The sequence below is a fragment of the Saccharibacillus endophyticus genome (assembly GCF_013185185.1).
Classification (GTDB): domain Bacteria; phylum Bacillota; class Bacilli; order Paenibacillales; family Paenibacillaceae; genus Saccharibacillus; species Saccharibacillus endophyticus.
The window spans coordinates 18,518-35,855 of record NZ_JAAZWE010000013.1 but is presented as its reverse complement, the minus strand read 5'-3'; the positions used below and the strand labels follow the sequence as shown (position 1 = coordinate 35,855).

General features: G+C 55.1%; 15 protein-coding genes and 1 pseudogene. 15 read left to right on the top strand and 1 reads right to left on the bottom strand.

All coding sequences use genetic code 11. The features are described 5' to 3' along the window. Positions 1 to 27: 27 nt before the first annotated feature. From HRQ63_RS26410 to HRQ63_RS25260, 5 genes and pseudogenes are all read left to right on the top strand, one after another. Positions 28 to 177, top strand: a pseudogene (locus HRQ63_RS26410) (S-layer homology domain-containing protein); the annotation flags it as partial. 236 nt (positions 178 to 413) lie between these two features. Then, on the top strand, positions 414 to 1,241 hold the full coding sequence (purR, locus tag HRQ63_RS25275; RefSeq protein WP_172247877.1) for a pur operon repressor: 828 nt from the start codon (positions 414 to 416) through the stop codon (positions 1,239 to 1,241). Between the two features lie 312 nt (positions 1,242 to 1,553). Beyond that, positions 1,554 to 1,850 (top strand): septation regulator SpoVG, encoded by a 297-nt coding sequence (gene spoVG / locus HRQ63_RS25270; RefSeq protein WP_037286039.1) that lies wholly within the window; start codon positions 1,554 to 1,556, stop codon positions 1,848 to 1,850. Positions 1,851 to 2,148: 298 nt separating this feature from the next. Next, on the top strand, positions 2,149 to 3,537 hold the full coding sequence (gene glmU, locus HRQ63_RS25265; RefSeq protein ID WP_172247899.1) for a bifunctional UDP-N-acetylglucosamine diphosphorylase/glucosamine-1-phosphate N-acetyltransferase GlmU: 1,389 nt from the start codon (positions 2,149 to 2,151) through the stop codon (positions 3,535 to 3,537). A gap of 176 nt (positions 3,538 to 3,713) precedes the next feature. Continuing rightward, a complete protein-coding gene (locus tag HRQ63_RS25260; protein WP_037286036.1) occupies positions 3,714 to 4,664 on the top strand; it encodes a ribose-phosphate diphosphokinase in 951 nt (316 codons plus the stop codon). Between the two features lie 220 nt (positions 4,665 to 4,884). On the opposite strand, the gene HRQ63_RS25255 is transcribed toward HRQ63_RS25260, so the two are convergent. Next, entirely contained in the window at positions 4,885 to 5,085 is a 201-nt protein-coding gene (locus HRQ63_RS25255; RefSeq protein ID WP_037286034.1) for a hypothetical protein, read from the bottom strand. Between the two features lie 137 nt (positions 5,086 to 5,222). Here HRQ63_RS25255 and pth point away from each other — a divergent pair, with 137 nt between their 5' ends. The 10 genes from pth to HRQ63_RS25205 all read left to right on the top strand — a co-directional run bounded on the left by pth (position 5,223) and on the right by HRQ63_RS25205 (position 17,323). Beyond that, entirely contained in the window at positions 5,223 to 5,783 is a 561-nt protein-coding gene (gene pth, locus HRQ63_RS25250; protein ID WP_172247876.1) for an aminoacyl-tRNA hydrolase, read from the top strand. 31 nt (positions 5,784 to 5,814) lie between these two features. Then, complete coding sequence (gene mfd / locus HRQ63_RS25245; RefSeq protein ID WP_172247875.1) at positions 5,815 to 9,348, top strand: transcription-repair coupling factor; 3,534 nt, start codon at positions 5,815 to 5,817, stop codon at positions 9,346 to 9,348. Continuing rightward, positions 9,329 to 10,492 carry a peptidylprolyl isomerase gene (locus HRQ63_RS25240; protein WP_172247874.1) on the top strand — a complete coding sequence of 388 codons (1,164 nt, stop codon included), beginning with the start codon at positions 9,329 to 9,331 and terminating at the stop codon, positions 10,490 to 10,492. The genes mfd and HRQ63_RS25240 overlap by 20 nt, the downstream gene beginning before the upstream one ends. Before the next feature lie 135 nt (positions 10,493 to 10,627). Then, positions 10,628 to 12,322 carry a putative polysaccharide biosynthesis protein gene (locus HRQ63_RS25235; protein WP_229714351.1) on the top strand — a complete coding sequence of 565 codons (1,695 nt, stop codon included), beginning with the start codon at positions 10,628 to 10,630 and terminating at the stop codon, positions 12,320 to 12,322. Between the two features lie 104 nt (positions 12,323 to 12,426). Then, the gene (gene yabN, locus HRQ63_RS25230) at positions 12,427 to 13,905 is read left to right on the top strand and encodes a bifunctional methyltransferase/pyrophosphohydrolase YabN (protein ID WP_172247872.1); all 1,479 of its coding nucleotides are present in this window, start codon (positions 12,427 to 12,429) and stop codon (positions 13,903 to 13,905) included. A gap of 269 nt (positions 13,906 to 14,174) precedes the next feature. Beyond that, positions 14,175 to 14,447 (top strand): HU family DNA-binding protein, encoded by a 273-nt coding sequence (locus HRQ63_RS25225; RefSeq protein ID WP_037286019.1) that lies wholly within the window; start codon positions 14,175 to 14,177, stop codon positions 14,445 to 14,447. Positions 14,448 to 14,449: 2 nt separating this feature from the next. Then, the gene (locus HRQ63_RS25220; RefSeq protein WP_037286016.1) at positions 14,450 to 14,728 is read left to right on the top strand and encodes an RNA-binding S4 domain-containing protein; all 279 of its coding nucleotides are present in this window, start codon (positions 14,450 to 14,452) and stop codon (positions 14,726 to 14,728) included. A gap of 344 nt (positions 14,729 to 15,072) precedes the next feature. Further along, positions 15,073 to 15,465 (top strand): FtsB family cell division protein, encoded by a 393-nt coding sequence (locus HRQ63_RS25215; RefSeq protein ID WP_172247871.1) that lies wholly within the window; start codon positions 15,073 to 15,075, stop codon positions 15,463 to 15,465. A gap of 126 nt (positions 15,466 to 15,591) precedes the next feature. After that, the gene (locus HRQ63_RS25210) at positions 15,592 to 16,161 is read left to right on the top strand and encodes a S1 domain-containing RNA-binding protein (protein ID WP_172247870.1); all 570 of its coding nucleotides are present in this window, start codon (positions 15,592 to 15,594) and stop codon (positions 16,159 to 16,161) included. 238 nt (positions 16,162 to 16,399) lie between these two features. Next, entirely contained in the window at positions 16,400 to 17,323 is a 924-nt protein-coding gene (locus HRQ63_RS25205; RefSeq protein ID WP_172247869.1) for a protein kinase domain-containing protein, read from the top strand. The last annotated feature ends 15 nt before the right edge of the window (positions 17,324 to 17,338 follow it).

The following is a 17,338-nucleotide window of genomic DNA, read 5'->3' as shown; positions in this document are numbered from 1 at the left end:
TATGGTCGGCAGAACGATCAACCAACTGCCGGTCCTTGGGCAGGGAATGCTATTGCGGAAGCCGCTTCGCTCGGTATGGTGAACGGCTGCGCCGACGGTACGTTCCGACCGTCCGGCAGAGTAACGCGTGCGGAAACGGTGCAAGCGCTGATGAACGTCAGGTCGCTTGTTCGCTGAGGTGTTGAACATTTCAATTTGCCGAAAAGCGTACTTCATGTTTTATAAAATTCGATTGAAGATCGCTCGGAGTATTGTAAGAAAATTAGCCGGTTGGACCGTTCCGGCTAATTTTCTTTGGTTTTGGGCTCGCTATTTTTGGATATTTTATAAAACATTAAAAGACTCACTTGTACAATCACGTACAAAGGTGTTATATTTTTTATAAAATATTCGGATTTAGCGAGGAAACTTTTGTGAAAAAATTAAAACGTAGTGCACGTTTGGTAGAGTTAACCCAGTTTTTACTGGCTAGACCGCATTCTTTGATTCCGTTGACCACGTTTGCGGAGCGATACGGAGCTGCGAAATCGTCGATCAGCGAGGATCTGGCGATTATCAAGGAAGTGTTCGAGCAAGAAGGCATGGGCGAGCTGCAGACGCTGGCGGGAGCCGCGGGCGGCGTGAAGTACATTCCGCGCGTCTCGGAAGAGCGGGCGCTCGGCATTATCGAAAAGGTATGCACCAAGCTGGAAGAACCGGGGCGGATTCTGCCGGGCGGCTACTTGTATATGTCCGATCTGCTCGGACAGCCCCATCTGGTTAACGAGATCGGAGATATTTTTGCGACGATCTTCGGCGGGAAGAATATCGACGTGGTGATGACCGTGGAGACCAAAGGAATTCCGATCGCGTATGCAACGGGCGCGAAGTTGAACCTGCCTGTCGTATTGGTACGCCGGGATCATCAGGTAACGGAAGGTTCGGCGGTCAGCATCAACTACGTATCGGGTTCGCATAAGAGCATCCATACGATGACGTTGTCGCGCCGGGCATTGAAAGAGAAGTCGCGTGTCCTGATCGTGGACGATTTCATGAAAGCGGGCGGAACGGTGCGCGGCATGATCGACCTGCTTGCCGAGTTCGACGCGGAGGTAGCGGGCGTAGGCGTACTGCTTGATTCCGGATCGGTAGACTCGGAAGAGCGTCAAGTGGAAGAGTATGTGTCTTTGGTTACGCTGGAGACGGTAGATTCGAAGAATCGGGTTGTCGGCGTTAAGCCGGGCAATTATTTTGAAAGATAAGAAATCGAAACAGCGTTTTCCCGTTCGGGAAGGCGCTTTTTTGCATAATGAGTGGTTTGAATGTATAGAAAAGGTTTCTCCTTCAAAATGAAGGCAGAAGGCTGAAAATGACTTCTAAAATTTTGAAACTATTTATGGGTCAAAACGTATTGATAACGAGTTTCAGCAGAAAACGGCGTTATCTGTCGATTTCGTGAATAAAAGCAAAAAAAATTCCTGAATTCCTCAATTTGCGGCCGCAAAAAGAAGGATTTTGGAAGCCGGTGTGGAATAATACACCAAGTCTTCTAATGATAAAGGTGGTGAACCTAGATGGAAATTACGGCTGTGAGACTCCGCCGCGTCAACTCCGAAGGTAGAATGAAGGCAATCGCTTCGATTACGATCGACGACGAGTTTGTCGTTCACGACATTCGGGTGATCGACGGGAACAACGGAATGTTTGTCGCAATGCCGAGCAAGCGTACACCGGACGGAGAGTTCCGGGATATCGCCCATCCGATTTCTTCCGGCACGCGCGAGAAGATCCAGGCTGCCGTTCTCGAAGAATACGAACGTGCCGGCGTGGAAGGCGCAGAAGTCGAAGAAGCGATCGAGGAAGGCGCGTAAGTTACACATAATCAGACGGAAGCGGGAGCCGGGGGAATCGGTTCCCTTTTCTTTTTGCCGGGAATGCGATATATTCAATACAGGTATTGCTTATCATGAAATCAAGCGTAAAGGTTGATTCGAAGGATGAAACTCGCATTTGTGAAGGTCGCGAACGAGTGTCGCGGTCGGATGAATGACATAGACGCAGCAGCAGACGCAAAAATAACGGCCGAAGGGCCGAACCCAACATAACCGTCGCCTCTACAGGCAACGGTTATTTCCGGGTAAACAAAGAGGAGGCGGAGCATTGAAGAGGATGGCGATTGTTCTTGCCGCCGGCAAGGGCAAGCGAATGAAGTCGAAGCTGTACAAGGTGTTGCATCCGGTATGCGGCAAGCCTATGGTTGGGCATGTCGTGAATACGGTTCGCCTGACGAACAGCGAGCGTACAGTCGTTATCGTGGGCCATGGGGCCGAAGACGTGCAAGCTTACCTGGGCGACCAGGCGGAGTATGCGCTCCAGGCGGAGCAGCTGGGCACGGGTCATGCCGTGCAGCAGGCAGAAGAACTTCTGGGTAAAGAAGAAGGGACGACGATTTTGATCTGCGGCGATACGCCGCTGGTTCGCGCCGAGACGATTGAAGCCATGATCGCTCTGCATGAAGGCGAAGGCGCGGCAGCCACGATTTTGACTGCGATTCCCGAGGACCCGACTGGACTTGGCCGCATCATCCGCGGCGAAGACGGAGGCGTACTTCGAATTGTGGAGCAAAAGGATTGCACGCCTGAAGAAGCGGCCGTGAACGAGATCAACACAGGTACGTACTGCTTTGACAACCGCAAATTGTTCGACGCGCTGTCCCGAGTTACGAACAACAATGCTCAGGGCGAATACTATATCACGGATGTGATCGGTATCCTTCGCGGCGACGGCGACAAGATCGCTGCGTATGCGACGAAGGATCTCGATGAGTCGATCGGCGTCAACGATCGCGTCGTGCTGTCTCAGGCTGAAGCTGCGATGCGCGAGCGTATCGTGCGCGAGCATATGCTGGGCGGCGTTACGGTGATCGACCCGTCTTCCACCTACATCGGCGCGGACGTGACGATCGGTTCGGATACCGTGCTGTATCCGGGAACCGTCATTACGGGCCGAACGACGATCGGGGAAGACTGCAAGATCGGACCGAACAGCGAAATCGAGAATGCGGTAATCGGCAGCGGTACGGCGGTATCGCATTCCGTTGTCCGCGATTCGAAAGTCGGCGACCATGTATCGGTTGGACCGTTCGCTCACCTGCGTCCGGGTGCAAGCTTGGCCGAGGGCGTAAAAGTAGGCAATTTCGTCGAAGTGAAAAATGCCGAGATCGGGCAGGATTCGAAAGTTTCCCACCTGAGCTATGTCGGCGACGCTAAGGTCGGCAGCCGCGTCAATATCGGCTGCGGTGCCATCACTGTCAATTACGACGGATTCAACAAATCGCTGACGGAGATCGAAGACGATGCTTTTGTCGGCAGCAATGTGAACCTGATTGCGCCGGTTCATGTCGGTAAAGGTGCTTATGTCGTAGCAGGCTCCACGATTACGAAGCAGGTTCCGGCAGGCGACCTTGCAATCGGTAGAGCCCGTCAGGAAAACAAGCCCGGTTATGCCGATAAGATCAAGGCCCGTGCCAAAGCGAAGAAGGAAGCAAGTAAAGGGTAATGAAAAACAGCGGTCAACCCGAGACATTGTCCAAGGCTGACCGCTGAATCAAGATGCGAAGAACAAGCAGGCAAGGCTCCGCACGTTGCATGGCAGGAGCTGTATCGTTATTCCCAGAGCCAGGGCGCTTTCAGCGTGCCATACCACTAATGACCAGCACGGAGGGTTTACAAAACATGACTTATTGCGATTCAAAGCTGAAAATATTCACGTGCAATTCGAATCCCAAACTGGCGAACCAAATCGCCGACTACATCGGTATTCCGATGGGAGAATCGCACACGACGAGCTTTAGCGACGGTGAAATTCAGGTCAAATTGTCCGAGAGCGTTCGCGGCAGCCACGTGTACATCATCCAATCGACCTGCGCGCCCGTCAACGACAATCTGATGGAACTGCTGGTTATGGTTGATGCACTCAAACGTGCTTCCGCAAAAAGCATCAATGTCGTGATTCCGTATTACGGATATGCACGTCAAGACCGTAAAGCGCGTTCGCGTGATCCGATCACGGCGAAACTGGTTGCGAACCTGATCGAAAAAGCGGGGACGCATCGCGTCATTGCGATGGATTTGCACGCCATGCAGATTCAGGGCTTCTTCGACATTCCGGTTGACCACCTGCTCGGCGTGCCGATCCTGGCGCAATATTTCCGTTCGAAGCAGATCGAAAATCCGATCGTCGTTTCGCCGGACCACGGCGGCGTTGTACGGGCACGCAAATTGGCGGACCTGCTTAACGCTCCGCTGGCGATCATCGACAAGCGCCGTCCGGAACCGAACGTCAGCGAAGTCATGAACATTATCGGGAATATCGAAGGCAAAACGGCCATTCTGATCGATGACATCATCGACACGGCCGGCACGATCGTGCTGGGCGCCAACGCATTGGTCGAAGGCGGAGCGAAAGAAGTCTATGCCTGCTGCACGCATCCGGTCCTGTCCGGACCGGCTATGGATCGTCTGGAAAATTCGCCGCTTAAGGAAGTGATCGTGACGGATACCATTCCGATCACGCATCCGAATCCGACGAATAAGTTGAAAGTGCTGTCCGTAGCTCCGCTGCTGGGCGAAGCGATTATTCGCGTCCACGAGGAACTGTCGATCAGCAAGCTGTTTGAAATTTAAGTGTTACCATCGCGATAAAGCCTACTGCCTTGTTAACGCTAAAAGTAAGGTTACGTTCGAATGAAACGCACCTGAAGCGTGTGCCTTTCATTCGAACGTAATCCTCTGATTAAAAGTTGACAATGTATAACGCGGGTTACGCCTCCTTTCCGGAAGGAAAGAGACGTAACCCTTCTCGGCGTGAACGTTTCCGTCATGCCCGTGCAGGCAGGGACGATATTCAGTACCCCGGACGGGAAAGGAAGACGTATCTGCCTCGATGGTAGAGGGCTTGGCCGATTTCGATAAAGCTTTCGTGAATGCCGGTGACCAGTCCGATGTCGACCGGAACGTCTTGGTGATAGACCTCGACGGGAACGCCGGCGTTCATATGATCGTGGAAATGACGGTTATCTTTGAGCAGGGCTCCGAATTCGTACATGTCGCTTTACAGCTCCTTTGCTGAACGTACTGGAAAAGCGCGCCGCGGCGTTACTGCGGTGACTTGTGCTTTATCCCTATATTGTAACAAAAATACGCATCAGAACCATAACGATTGCAGGCGAGGAGTCATATCGGATGAAATGGATCGTTGGGCTGGGGAATCCCGGTAAAAATTACGAAAAAACGCGCCACAACGTCGGATTCATGGCGTTGGATCGCTTGGCGCAGAAGCATGGCATTTCGATCACGCAAAGCAAGTGCAAGGCATTGGTCGGCGAAGGCTTCATCGGACGCGAAAAAGTCGCGCTCATTAAGCCGATGACATTCATGAATTTGTCCGGCGAATCGGTGCGTGCTTATATGAACTATTACAAAGTCGAACTGAAAGACCTGATCGTTGTCTATGATGATCTGGATACGGAGGTCGGCCGGATTCGCTTGCGCTATCAAGGCAGTGCGGGAGGCCATAACGGCATCAAGTCGATTATTGCGCACGCCGGCACGCAGACGTTCGACCGGGTGCGCATGGGAATCTCCCGTCCGCAAAACGGCATGGCCGTCGTCGACTATGTGCTGGCGCCGTTCACCAAGGCCGAACAGCCGCTGCTGGACGAAATGATCGAAAAAACATGCGACTCCATCGAATACAGCCTGGATCATACGTTTGAACAAACGATGGCCCGGTTTAACGGATAGAACCAACACAAGCATAAGAGAGGTGCCCCCTTTGTTAAACGCGCTTATCAAAGAAGTTGCCCGGGATCAGGACTTTATCTCGATCAAGGACGCCGTATCGGCGGGGATGAAGGAACAGCTGGTCGCGGGCTTGTCGGGCTCGGCGCGCCAGTTGATGATGGCGGGCCTGCATCAGGAGCTGGAACGACCGCTGCTGATTGTGACGCATAACATTTTCTCGGCGCAAAAAATCGCAGATGATCTTCAGGAAGCGCTTCCCGAAGGCAGTGTGATGTTCTACCCGGCCAACGAATTGGTCGCGGCGGAATCCGCCATTTCCAGCCCGGAAACGATCGCCCAGCGTATCGAAGTGCTGACTCGCTGCGCGGACGGATTTAAGGGCATATTAGTCGTACCTTTTTCCGGCCTGCGTCGTTTCGTGCCGGACCCTTCCGCTATTCGCGAAGCCAGGTTTACGCTGGAAGAAGGCGGAACGCTTGATCTGGAAACGTTCCTTTCGCGCATGGTCGAGCTTGGTTACTCGCGCGTCGAGCGTGTCGAGACACGCGGAGAAATGAGCGTTCGCGGCGGGATCGTGGACTTTTTCCCTACGACGTCTCAGCTTGCTTACCGGGTTGAACTGTTCGATGACGAGATCGATTCGATCCGCACCTTCGATCCGGAGGACCAGCGTTCGATTGATAAGGTGAAAAAAGTAGCCATCATGCCAAGCCGAGAGCTGATCGCAAGCGGCGAGCGGATGCGCAAAGCGGCGGATGCGGCGGCATTGTTGCTGGAGAAGCAGCTTGAAAAGATGACTGACCGCAAAGCCAAAGCTTCGATGCAGCAGGAAATCGGCCGCGAGATCGAATGGCTGCGCCAACAGATTCATTTTCCGGAAATGTACAAGTATGTCTCGCTGATCTACCCGGAGCGCCGTACCTTGTACGATTACATGCCGGAAAACACGCTGCTCTTAATGGACGAACCTTCACGCCTGCTCGATACGGCATCGCAGCTCGAACGCGACGAAGCCGAGTGGAATCTGCATCTGCTGCAAAGCGGAAAAAGCCTGCCGGAGCTGCCGCTTGCGCTTGAAGGCGACAGTGCCGTCTACCATCGTCCTTTCCAAACGCTGTTCCTGTCGCTGTTCGTCCGTCAGATTCCGCGCACGCATCCGGGTCAGGTGGTCAATGTCGTCAGCCGGACCATGCAGGACTTCCACGGGCAGATGAACGTGCTGAAGGCGGAGATGGAGCGTTGGAAAAAATCCAATATGCGCATCATCATGCTGGCAGGCGACGAGGAGCGGGCCGAACGGATACGCGCCGTGCTGGACGATTACGAGATCGAAATGCCGGAAATTATGCGAGGCCATCTGCAAGGCGGCTTCGAGCTTCCGTCCGCGCATCTGGTCGTGATCACGGAAGGCGAACTGTTCGCGCAGAAACAGCGCAAAGTTCGCAAAAGCACCGCGGCCAAGCAGATCGACAACGCGGAACGGATCAAAAGTTATACCGAGTTGAAGGTCGGCGATTACGTCGTCCATCAGAATCACGGCATCGGCAAATATCTGGGGATCGGCACGCTTGAAGTCGCGGGCATCCACAAAGACTACATGCATATCATGTACGCCGGCGGGGACAAGCTGTCCGTGCCGATCGAGCAGATCGACCTGATCCAGAAATACGTCGGCGCCGAAGACAAAGAACCGAAGGTGTACAAGCTGGGCGGCAACGAATGGACGCGGGTGAAAACCAAAGTCCGCTCGTCCGTGCAGGATATCGCCGACGATCTGATCAAGCTGTACGCGGAGCGCCAAGCTTCCGCGGGGTACAGCTTCGACAAAGACACGCCGGATCAGAACGAGTTCGAAAATACGTTCCCTTACGAAGAGACGCGCGACCAACTGCGGGCGATCGAAGAGATCAAAGGCGATATGGAAATGACGCGTCCGATGGACCGGCTGCTGTGCGGCGACGTCGGCTACGGCAAAACGGAAGTCGCGATCCGCGCGGCGTTCAAAGCGGCGATCGAAGGCAAGCAGGTGGCGATTCTCGTGCCGACGACCATTTTGGCCCAGCAGCATTACGAGACGTTCAAAGAACGCTTCGAAGGGTATCCTTTCAACATCGGCGTCCTGAGCCGTTTCCGTTCGCGCAAAGAGCAGAACGAGACGATCAAAGGCGTCAAGCAGGGCACGATCGACGTCATTATCGGCACGCACCGCATTTTGTCCCAGGACCTCGTATTCAAAGACCTGGGCCTGCTCATCGTCGACGAAGAGCAGCGGTTCGGCGTGACGCATAAGGAGAAGCTGAAGCGCCTCAAGACCAACGTGGACGTGCTGACGCTGACGGCGACGCCGATTCCGCGCACGCTGCATATGTCCATGCTGGGCGTGCGCGACCTGTCGGTTATCGAGACGCCGCCGGAGAATCGGTTCCCGGTGCAGACTTATGTCGTGGAGTATAGCCCTACGCTGGTACGGGAAGCGATCGAACGGGAGCTTGCCCGCGGCGGCCAAGTCTACTACCTCTACAACCGCGTGCAGGGCATCCATGAAAAAGCGGCCGAAATTTCCGAGCTTGTGCCGGATGCGCGCGTCAGCGTGGGGCACGGGCAGATGAGCGAGCAGGAGCTGGAGCGGACGATTCTCGACTTCCTGGAAGGCGAATCGGACGTGCTCGTCAGTACCAGCATTATCGAGACGGGCGTCGACATTCCGAACGTCAACACGCTGATCGTGCATGACGCGGATAAAATGGGATTGTCGCAGCTGTACCAGATGAGGGGCCGGGTCGGACGTTCCAACCGGATCGCGTATGCGTATTTCTCTTACCAAAAAGACAAAGTGCTGACCGAAGTCGCCGAAAAACGCCTTCAGTCGATCAAAGAGTTCACGGAACTCGGTTCCGGCTTCAAGATCGCGATGCGCGACCTGTCGATCCGCGGCGCGGGCAATCTGCTGGGCGCGGAACAATCGGGCTTCATCGCGTCGGTCGGCTTCGATCTGTATTCGCAGATGCTGGCCGAAGAAATCCAGAAGCGCAAAATCTCGATGCTGGGCGAAGCGCCGTCGGAAGAAAAGAATTGGAGCACGATGATCGACCTGTCGATCGATGCCTACCTGCCTTCGGACTACATCTACGACAGCATCCAGAAGATCGAAATTTACAAAAAAGTGGCTTCCGCGACGACGTTCGAGGATGTGCTGGAGCTCGAAGACGAATTGCTGGACCGTTTCGGCGAGCTTCCGGAAGCGGTCGTGCGCCTGATGCAGGTCGCGCGCTTCAAGATCTACGGACGCTTGTACGGGATCGAAAGCATTGCCCGAAAAGGCGACGATCTGCTCGTGACCTTCTACGACGGACAGGAAAAAGTCGCGGATGCCAAGAAACTCGCGCAAATTGGAAATCAATTCGAAAGCAGTGTACAATTTAAGCAGGGTGTGCCTTTTGCGATTCAAATCAAAGGCAAGAATCTGCCGGAGGCCGGACGTCTTGAGACGCTGGAGCAGGTTCTGAGCGCCCTCCAAGAAGCGTTCAAATCGAAGGGAGAACTTCATGATGCAGTCAAGTCATAAAAAATGGGGCAAATTAGCGTCGCTCGGCGCGGTCGCGGTACTTTCTTTTTCCGTGCTGGCCGCTTGCGGCGATAAAGCCGATAACGACACCGCGAAGACCGATGACAGCAAGGTATTGGCTACGTACGACGGGGGAACCGTAACGCAAGATCAGTTCGACAAAGAACTGAACGTGATGAAATTCCTGCAGCCGACTTATGCCGCCATGATGGATTCGGCCGAAATCAAGAACTACATGCTGGACCAACAGATCGCATATAACTATCTGGAAGGCAAAGCGACCGAAGAAGAAAAAACCGAAGGCGCGAAAATGGCAACCGAGCAGATCGATCAGTTGAAAGCGCAAGTCGATCAGGAACAGCTCGAAACGATGCTGACCGAGCAAAACATTACGGAAGCGGATCTGACGACTTATATGACTCAGGTCATGACGGCCGTTCAATACATGTCCGACCAAGTGACCGACGAAGAAGTGCAAAAAGAGTTCGATGCCAACAAAGACACTTACGTGACGGCCGACGTTCGCCATATTCTGATCGGTCTGGCCGATGCGGAAGGCAAAGAACGTACCGATGCGGAAGCCAAGAAATTGGCGGACGAAGTGAAGACGAAGATTGATGAAGGCGGCGATTTTGCCGCATTGGCCGAAGAGTACTCGGAAGATCCGGGTTCCGCTTCGAACGGCGGCCTGTACGAAAACCAACCGGTCAGCAGTTGGGTAGAAGAGTTCAAAAAAGCGACGCTGGAGCAGGAAGTCGGCGTGGTAGGCGATCCGGTCAAAACCGATTACGGTTACCACATCATCAAGGTCGAGAAGAGAAATGATACGCTGACGGATGAAATGAAGGATACGGTTCGTCGCGGCCTGGCTTCGACAAAGCTGAACGAATTCATGGAAAAAGATCTGGAAGGCATCACGAAGAGCAAGGAAGAGTTCGTTGATGAGGAAGCTCCGGCGGCCGAAGGCACGGAGACGACTCCTGCCGAGGGTACGGACGGAACTTCGACGGACGGAGCGGCTGAAGGAACGGACGGCGCGGTAACCGAAGGTGCGGACCAAGGTGCAGCGACGGATCAAGGAACGACGACGGACGAGTCCGGCGATGCGGATGCTTCGACCGACACGACGACGGACGGCAAGTAAAACCAACGGATGCGACAAGAAGGCGGATTGGGGTCCGCCCTCTCGTCTATATGAGAGTACCTGAATAGCGCGGTTTTACGCGCTATTTTTTTAGGTCAAAAACGGATGATTCCGACAACGAAAGGAGGTCGCGGCGTGAAAACATCCCAGTCGCCGGGATCGGGCTTGCTAAGAGGCGCGTTTATTCTCGGAGCCGCGGCAATCCTATCCAAGCTGATCGGCACGCTGCAAAAAATCCCGCTGCAAAACATTGGCGGGGACGGCGTATTCGGCATTTATACCACGATTTATTCGTTCTATGCGTTTTTGGCCGTATTTGCGACAGCCGCGCTTCCGGCAGCCATATCCAAGTACGTCGCCGAACGCACGGCCGGCGCGGATCAGCGGGGAGTGCGCAGCGTGCTGCGTGCAGGACTGTTGACGGCCTGCTCCGCGGGATTTCTGATGGCGCTGGCCATGTGGACGCTTGCGCCGCAGGTCTCGGCCTGGATCGGCAGCGACCATACGCTGCTGCCGCTGAGAGCCGTATCGCTTGCCTTGCTGGTAGTACCGCCTATGGCGGCGCTGCGCGGCTTCTTTCAGGGGTTGCAGCAGGCGCTGCCGACGGCCGTGTCTCAAGTTGCCGAGCAGATTGTCCGCGTTGCCGTCATGGTGGCGCTGCTTCTGACATTGAACGCGGCCGGAGCAGCTGATGAACGGATTGCGGCCGGGGCTGCGCTGGGCTCGTTTGCCGGAGGCTTGGCAGGTCTTGGGGTTATGCTGTTGTTCTGGCGGCGTTACGGACGAACGCGTCGCTCGGCGCCTTCGGCAGCGACGAAGCTGTCGCAGGCGGCGTCGGATACGGCTGCCGCCGGCGAGCCCGGCACGGAACCCCGTACGGAAGATCGGCGAAGCTCTTCATCGCGAACCTGGATCAAACGGCTTCTGATCTACGCCGTTCCCGTGTTCATCGGCTCCCTGTCCCAACCGCTGCTCGGCTTGGTCGACACGCTGACCGTACCTCGACTATTGCAAGGTTCAGGGTGGGACGATCTGGCTTCGATGGAACAGTTCGGCATTTACAACCGCGGGATTCCGATTGTCCAACTCGTCTTTATGTTGGCAACATCGCTGTCTACGCTGCTGCTGCCCGCTATTGCCGAGGCCAAGGCACGGGGGCAAGAAGAGCGGATCGCCGCTTCCGCCGGCGTGGCGCTGCGCTGGCTGTGGCTGCTCGGCCTGACGGCCGCAGCCGGCCTTGCCGTGCTGGCCGGTCCGGTCAACATCATGCTGTACGCGGACGCGCAAGGCACCGACGCGCTGCGTTGGACCGCCTTGTCCGCTGCCGGAGGCACGCTCGGCATCGTCTCTGCCGCGCTATTGCAGGGCATGGGAGCCGTTCGGGCGCCCGCCTTGTTCCTGTTGGTCTCGGCAACGCTCAAACTGACGCTGAACCTGCTGCTGGTCCCGCTGATGGGCATTTCGGGCGCCGCCTTGGCAGGCGCCGTCTCCTATCTCGTCGCCGCGCTGCTCGGCGTGCTGCTGCTCGCCCGTTTGACCGGGCTGCGCGGCGGAGTGCGCCGCACGCTGCTTCAGCCCCTGCTGCTCGCCGGGCTGACGGCGCTGGCCGCCTTTGCCGTTCGCTTGCTGACGAGCGAACTGCTGTCCGCCGCGGGACTCGGCGGCCGCACGGGCGCGCTGCTGACCAGCGCCTTCGGCGTCGCCGCCGGCGTGCTCGCCTTCGCGGCCGTGCTGGTCTATACCCGTGCGGTCTCGGACGCGGAGCTGTCCGCACTGCCCGGCGGCGCGAAACTCGCCGCCCTGGCAAGACGGCTTCGCCGCGAGAGCTAGCATGCCGCTTCGGGGAACGCTTGTGCGCATTTTAGATTCGCAATTCGTCGAAACCCGTGATATAGTGGTAAAATGCGAGGTGCAGCGGAAGGAGAGGAACGGCAATGAGTAAGGCAATTACGGTCGTGGGACTGGGTTCGGGCGACCCGGATCAACTCACGCTGGGCATATGGAAAATTCTTCAGGGAGCAAGCCGGGTTTACGTAAGAACGAAGGAGCATCCGGTCATGCACCGGATCGCTGCCGAAGGGATCGCTTTCGAGTCGTTCGACTCCGTTTACGAGGCCAATGAGTCGTTCGGCGACGTTTACGAGAGTATTGCTCGCCGGATCATCGAACTGGCCGATCAGGGAGACTTGGTCTATGCGGTTCCCGGACACCCGATGGTGGCCGAGAAGACCGTGCTGCTGCTGCGCGAATACGCGGAAGCGGCAGACGTATCCCTGACGGTGCTCGGCGGGGAAAGCTTCCTCGATCAGGCATTCGTTCGACTCGGCTTTGATCCGATCGAAGGCTTCCAACTGCTGGACTCTTCCGACGTCACGTCGGAGCACATCCGGCCTTCGCTGCATACGCTGATCGGCCAGGTCTACGATTCGCTGACCGCATCTGAGGTTAAACTCGGATTGATGGACGTGTACCCGGACGACCATCCGGTCATAGTGGGGCATGCCCTCGGCGTAGAAGGGGAAGAACGCATTTTGCGCGTTCCCCTGTACGAACTGGATCGCCTGGAAGGCTACGGCAATTTGTCGTTGGTGTACATACCGCGCAGCGAAGACGAGGCTTTGAGGGCGGGCAGCTTTGCCCGCTTGCATGAAATCGTCAATATGCTGCGCAGTCCGGGCGGTTGTCCTTGGGACATGGAGCAGACCCATGCTTCGATCCGCAAGAACCTGATTGAAGAGACCTATGAGGTGTTGGAGACCATCGACGAGGACGACCCGGATCATATGCGGGAAGAACTGGGCGATTTGCTGCTGCAAATCATGCTTCATTCCCAAATGGAAGAGGAAGTCGGGACGTTCAACGTCTACGACGTGATCCGCGGTCTGAACGAGAAGTTGATCTTCCGTCATCCGCATGTATTCGGCGACAGTGCCGCCGGCGATGCCGAGGAAGCTCTCAAGAATTGGGATGCCATGAAGGCGGAAGAGAAGAAGCGAAAAGGCTTATCCGAGCCTGAAGCTTCGCTGCTGGACGGGGTTCCGAGAGATCTGCCTGCGCTAATGAAGGCTTACAAGATCCAGAAGAAGGCGGCTAAGGCCGGCTTCGATTGGGATGAAGTCTCCAGCGCATTTGCCAAGATCGAAGAAGAGCTGGGCGAGCTGCGCGAAGGGTTGGCCAAGGGGGCCGACTCCGAAGCGCTCAAGCTTGAACTCGGCGATCTGTTATTCTCCGCGGTCAATGCGGCGCGCTTCCTGAAGATTGATCCGGAGGAGGCGCTGTCCCTCGTCAACGACAAATTCCGTCGACGTTTTCGTTACATCGAAGATCGCTTGCGCGAACGGGGAAGCTCCCCGCAAACCAGCACGCTCGATGAGATGGATGCGCTCTGGAATGAAGCCAAGGCGGCGGAATAACTGGATCTTCGCACAAAATTTTCAAAGCCGCCGTTTGCGCGAAAGGAATACGTCCTCCCATCCAGAATATGAGGAAGAGGGCATGCGGAAACGATGGCCGGAACCTGTTTGAAACCGTACGGAAGCTTACGGACGGGTCCGCAAAAACGGATAACCGCGGCAGCAAGGAACTCAATCCGAACTCCGCTTATCATTATTGAATTGAGCGTTAGGTTTCCCGTTCGGGGGCCGTCAAACGCAACCTTAAAATCCCGGGAGGAATGAAACGAATGAATAAAACAGAACTGATCAACAGCATCGCGGAAAAAAGCGGCGTAGGCAAAAAAGAAGTCGAAGCGGTACTGAACGGCTTCATGGACGGCGTAACCGAAGCACTGGCAGGCGGCGACAAAGTTCAACTGATCGGTTTCGGTACGTTCGAAACTCGCAAACGCGCAGGTCGCACAGGCCGCAACCCGCAAACGGGCGAGCCGATCACCATTGCCGAGTCCAGCGTTCCTGCATTCAAAGCGGGCAACAAACTTAAAGAAGCGGTTAAGTAATTATGCGTGTCGATAAATTCCTGAAGGTGTCCAGGCTCATCAAGCGTCGTACCGTAGCGAAAGACGTGTCTGAGCAAGGTCGCGTGCTGATCAACGGCCGCGAGGCCAAGCCCAGCGCTTCGGTGAAAGTCGGCGACGAAATTACCGTACAGTTCGGTCAGAAGCTCGTCACGGTTCGCGTCGAACGCATCGCCGACACGACCCGAAAAGATGAAGCAGCAGGCATGTATACCGTCGTGAAGGAAGAACCTATTCCGCGTGAAGAAGGTTTGAACTTTTGATTGCTGTTTGAAAATAGGAAAAAGGCGTTTCCGCATATTGAGCGGAAACGCCTTTTTCGGCTAAATTTGCGGATTCCCGCGTCATTTCGCGTTTTATTGTGTTAATGTTTAAGATAAGCGTAGAAGTTAGGCAGTAAAGACTATTGACCGTTCCTAATTCTGACAAGAATAGTTCTGTCGCTCTATCGAGCTTGGCGACTAACATTCCGATAAAACTAGAGTAGTCGTGTTTAGCGGCCTTTCTTTGTCGAAAAACATCGGTCCGCTGTAGCAATTTTACATAATAGCCGACACACTGCGCTGCCTTTTTGCGCGAGTGAATACGTTCGGTGAAGGAGGGTTCCATGAGAGCGACTTCCGCAGCAACCAAACCAAATAGACATCAGCCCGAACAATCACCCAAGACAACCCGGACCTCGGTTCGGCGTACATCGTCAAACCGGCAGCAGAGCGGCAAGAAACGCCTTCGACTATGGGCCGTCCTCATGATCGTTTTGTTCGGTTGGGCTGGGTATACGTTCTTCGGGCAAAGTTCCGTGATCGCGGACAAGGCTTCGAAACTTGAAGCAAGTCAGACGGTCAAGGCTGAAAGCGAGAAGACACTCGGCGAAGTAAAAGCCGAGATCAAGCGTCTGCAGGATCCGGAATATATCTCGCAAATCGCCCGCAAAGAATACAATATGTACAAACCGGAAGAGATCCCGATCCGCGTTACCGGAGAAGGCGGCGGAGAGTAGATTTTCCGCGGTTTCACGCGGTTTTGTTTGTTGACCGACGTTTACGCTTCCGTTATAATCAAATCACCGCAGACCGAAATTTGACTTTTTCGGCTGTATATTTTTAAGGGAGGATCATTTTATTCTATGGCAATTGAAGTAGGCACCAAATTAGAGGGCAAAGTGACAGGCATTACGCATTTCGGAGCATTTGTGGATTTGTCTGGAGGTGTCACGGGTCTCGTTCATATCTCGGAAATCGCCGACAACTACGTAAAAGATGTGAATGATCATCTGAAGATCGGCGATACGGTGACCGTAAAAGTCATCAACGTCGACAAAGACGGCAAGATCGGATTGTCTATCAAGCAAACCGTGGACAGACCTGCCGGTTCTGCCCCTGCGCCATCTTCACGTCCGCCTAGACAAGATCGCGGTCCTAGCAGCGGTGGCGGCGAACGCTTTAGCGGCGGCGGTGGCGGCGAACGCTTTAGCGGCGGCGGTGGCGGCGGATTCAACCGAGGCGGTAGCGGCGGCGGAAGACCTTCGAGACCTCCGGGCGGCGGCGGTAAACCTGCATTTGGCAAGCCCGCATTCGGTAAGCCTTCGTTCGATGATAAAGTGACTCGTTTCCTCAAGGATAGCGAAGAACGAATTTCTTCGATCAAGAAAAACACGGAATCCAAGCGCGGAGGCCGTGGCGCAAAAAGATCGTAATTATAGCTTGAAATACCGCGAATGGCTCAGTTCAGCCGCTCGCGGTTTTTTGCTTTGCACAGCAGAGGCTTCAGCGAAAGAACCTTGTCTTCCGATAATAAGCAAATACAAGAATAGTATCCTTTCAATGGAGCACGACCTTATCTTCGGTGTTGACAAGGTGATTTTATGATAAAATGGATGCGAATTCCTGGTTTGGAATTCGGGAGGAGTCGCACCGGAAAGGACGGGATGCGAAGTGGCTGCACCAGATCTGCCGGGATTTAGGCCGGGAACGGTCGTAACCGGCGCGTCCCAAGGCGGGCAATATACGATTCAATCCCTGATCGGCCGGGGGGCGAACGGCAACGTTTATCTGGTTCGGACAGCGAGCGGGCAGCAGGCGGCGTTGAAGGCGGGACCGGAGAAGCCGGAATTGAAGGCAGAGGTCGAAGTGCTGGCGCAACTGAAAAAGCATGAGCTTGAAAACGGAGATCGCCGTTCTTTTCTGCTTGACGCGGATCGGTATAAAACGGAGGGGCGTTCCGTTCCTTTTTATGTGATGAAGTTCGTTCGGGGCGTACCTATAGACGCTTATATCCGTAAATACGGTTATCGTCAGATCGGAACGACGGGACTCGGATTATTGGATAAACTGTCGGGGTTGCATCAGGCAGGGTTCATTTTCGGGGATCTGAAGCCTTGTCACGTGTTGGTGGAAGAGAGCGGCGGCGTGGAATTGGTCGATTACGGCGGGGCAAGTCCCATCGGAGCCAATGTGAAGCAATACAGCGGCTGGTACGATCGAAAGTACTGGAATGCCGGTACCCGAACAGCGGATCCCGGCTATGATCTGTTCGCGTTTGCGGTACTCTGCCTGCATGTGTTCGACGAGCGGTCATTGCGTCGGGTGGATGCGGCTCTGTTGCCGCAGACGCGCAGTACGGAGGATCTGGTGCAGCTAGCCGGACGGATTACTGCTTTGCAACCTTTTGAACCATGGCTTGCCCGTGCGCTTCGAGGCGGGTTTGCGAATTCGCGCGAAGCTTATGCCCAGTGGAAAGTGCTTTGTCGGCTATATCCGCCGCAGGGGAAAAAGGGTGCTTCAAAGCTGCTTGTCGTTGCTTTTTGCGGATCGTTGCTGCTGCTGGGCACCGTGTTATATGCGGCTCTATCGCTGTAATGCCGGGAAGGCGAG

Bases quoted from the DNA above. Each gene is read 5' to 3' on its own strand.
- spoVG (WP_037286039.1), top strand. From the start codon at position 1,554: ATGGAAATTACGGCTGTGAGACTCCGCCGCGTCAACTCCGAAGGTAGA.
- glmU (WP_172247899.1), top strand. From the start codon at position 2,149: ATGGCGATTGTTCTTGCCGCCGGCAAGGGCAAGCGAATGAAGTCGAAG.
- HRQ63_RS25260 (WP_037286036.1), top strand. From the start codon at position 3,714: ATGACTTATTGCGATTCAAAGCTGAAAATATTCACGTGCAATTCGAAT.
- HRQ63_RS25255 (WP_037286034.1), bottom strand. From the start codon at position 5,085: ATGTACGAATTCGGAGCCCTGCTCAAAGATAACCGTCATTTCCACGAT.
- pth (WP_172247876.1), top strand. From the start codon at position 5,223: ATGAAATGGATCGTTGGGCTGGGGAATCCCGGTAAAAATTACGAAAAA.
- HRQ63_RS25240 (WP_172247874.1), top strand. From the start codon at position 9,329: ATGATGCAGTCAAGTCATAAAAAATGGGGCAAATTAGCGTCGCTCGGC.
- yabN (WP_172247872.1), top strand. From the start codon at position 12,427: ATGAGTAAGGCAATTACGGTCGTGGGACTGGGTTCGGGCGACCCGGAT.
- HRQ63_RS25225 (WP_037286019.1), top strand. From the start codon at position 14,175: ATGAATAAAACAGAACTGATCAACAGCATCGCGGAAAAAAGCGGCGTA.
- HRQ63_RS25220 (WP_037286016.1), top strand. From the start codon at position 14,450: ATGCGTGTCGATAAATTCCTGAAGGTGTCCAGGCTCATCAAGCGTCGT.
- HRQ63_RS25215 (WP_172247871.1), top strand. From the start codon at position 15,073: ATGAGAGCGACTTCCGCAGCAACCAAACCAAATAGACATCAGCCCGAA.
- HRQ63_RS25210 (WP_172247870.1), top strand. From the start codon at position 15,592: ATGGCAATTGAAGTAGGCACCAAATTAGAGGGCAAAGTGACAGGCATT.